1 protein-coding gene is annotated in these 1,207 nt (G+C 40.3%); it reads right to left on the bottom strand.

Annotated features, from left to right (window positions below; genetic code table 11):
- Positions 1-22 precede the first annotated feature (22 nt).
- Complete coding sequence (locus tag N7974_RS20555) at positions 23-1,138, bottom strand: ISAs1 family transposase (RefSeq protein ID WP_262967395.1); 1,116 nt, start codon at positions 1,136-1,138, stop codon at positions 23-25.
- Between the last annotated feature and the right edge of the window lie 69 nt (positions 1,139-1,207).

Below are 1,207 nucleotides of genomic sequence, written 5' to 3'. Positions count from 1 at the left end.
GCAGGGCAACCGCATATAAACTTCACGTCGAAAAAATCACATTTTCCCTGAATTGATCGTTCAAAGCGGCTTTAAAACGTTTTTTCTTAATGCTCATTTTAGAGGGTTCATTTTTAAGCAGATTAATACCAAGTTGACGGAAAATATTAAAGTTTTCAGGAGCATAACCCGTACGGATACGTGATTCATCTTCTCTAAAAGTTACGTCCAGCACCCAATGTAATGAATTTTCCACGCCCCAATGCGCTCGTACCGCATGAGCGAAGGGTTTAACATCCGTTAATGTGCAGATGTAATGCCGACGAGCAATGCTGGTTTTGCCATTAAGGGTTCGTTCACTTTCAACCATGCCGATACTTTTAATGCCTTTCCAGCGTGAAACATCAGGTAGCGTATCAAGGCAAGTTGATAAGTAACAGCGCCGTATTTCGATGCGCCCATGTTCAGCATTAATTTCTGTATGGTCCTGTAACAGGCATAACTCTGGGGCATTAGCCGCTATAGCAACATTGAAATAATCGATGATTGCCTCATGCAGAAACTTTTGATTATCTTTAACGGCTAAAACATAACCCGCTTGTTTTTCAATAATCTTTTCGGCAATGTCATTTTGGCATCCCATCGCATCAATGGTGATGATACAACCTTTGATTTCAAGCATATCAAGTAACACCGGTATCGCCGTAATCTCGTTAGATTTTTCTTCTGTTTTTACCTGCCCTAAAGACATACCCTTTTGATTTGCCCAAGCACTTACCATATGAATGGCACCGAGCTTATTTTTACGATTATATGAGCGCCGTGCCGTTTTTCCATCAATAGCAACAACTTCACCCTGTGTAAGTTCAGCAACATTGTTTACCCAAACGATAAAACAGTCCGTCATTTCGCTGGGTTTTATCCTGGAAATTACCCGTGCAATACAATCATGTGAAGGTATGCCATTCTCCAAATCTATCCATTTTCGCAGCCAGTCCTTTTTGTTTTTACCAAATTGTTCAATGGCTTCCCAGCCGTCTGCTCCACTAATAACAGCGCAAATAGACAGGATAATAATATCAATCAGCATATGGCGTTTATGCCTTTCAACTCGTGGATCTTCAAGAGACGAAAAAGCTTCTTGTAAACTTAATGACATGGTAGAAAATCTCCAAAAAAACTGGGTATTATCTCTGGTTTTTTAGTTAATTTATATGCGGTTGCCCTG

The organism is Methylobacter psychrophilus, assembly GCF_025583945.1.
Classification (GTDB): Bacteria; Pseudomonadota; Gammaproteobacteria; order Methylococcales; family Methylomonadaceae; genus Methylobacter_C; species Methylobacter_C psychrophilus.
Note: the sequence above shows the minus strand (reverse complement) of the source record. Positions and strands in the feature narration are given on the sequence as shown.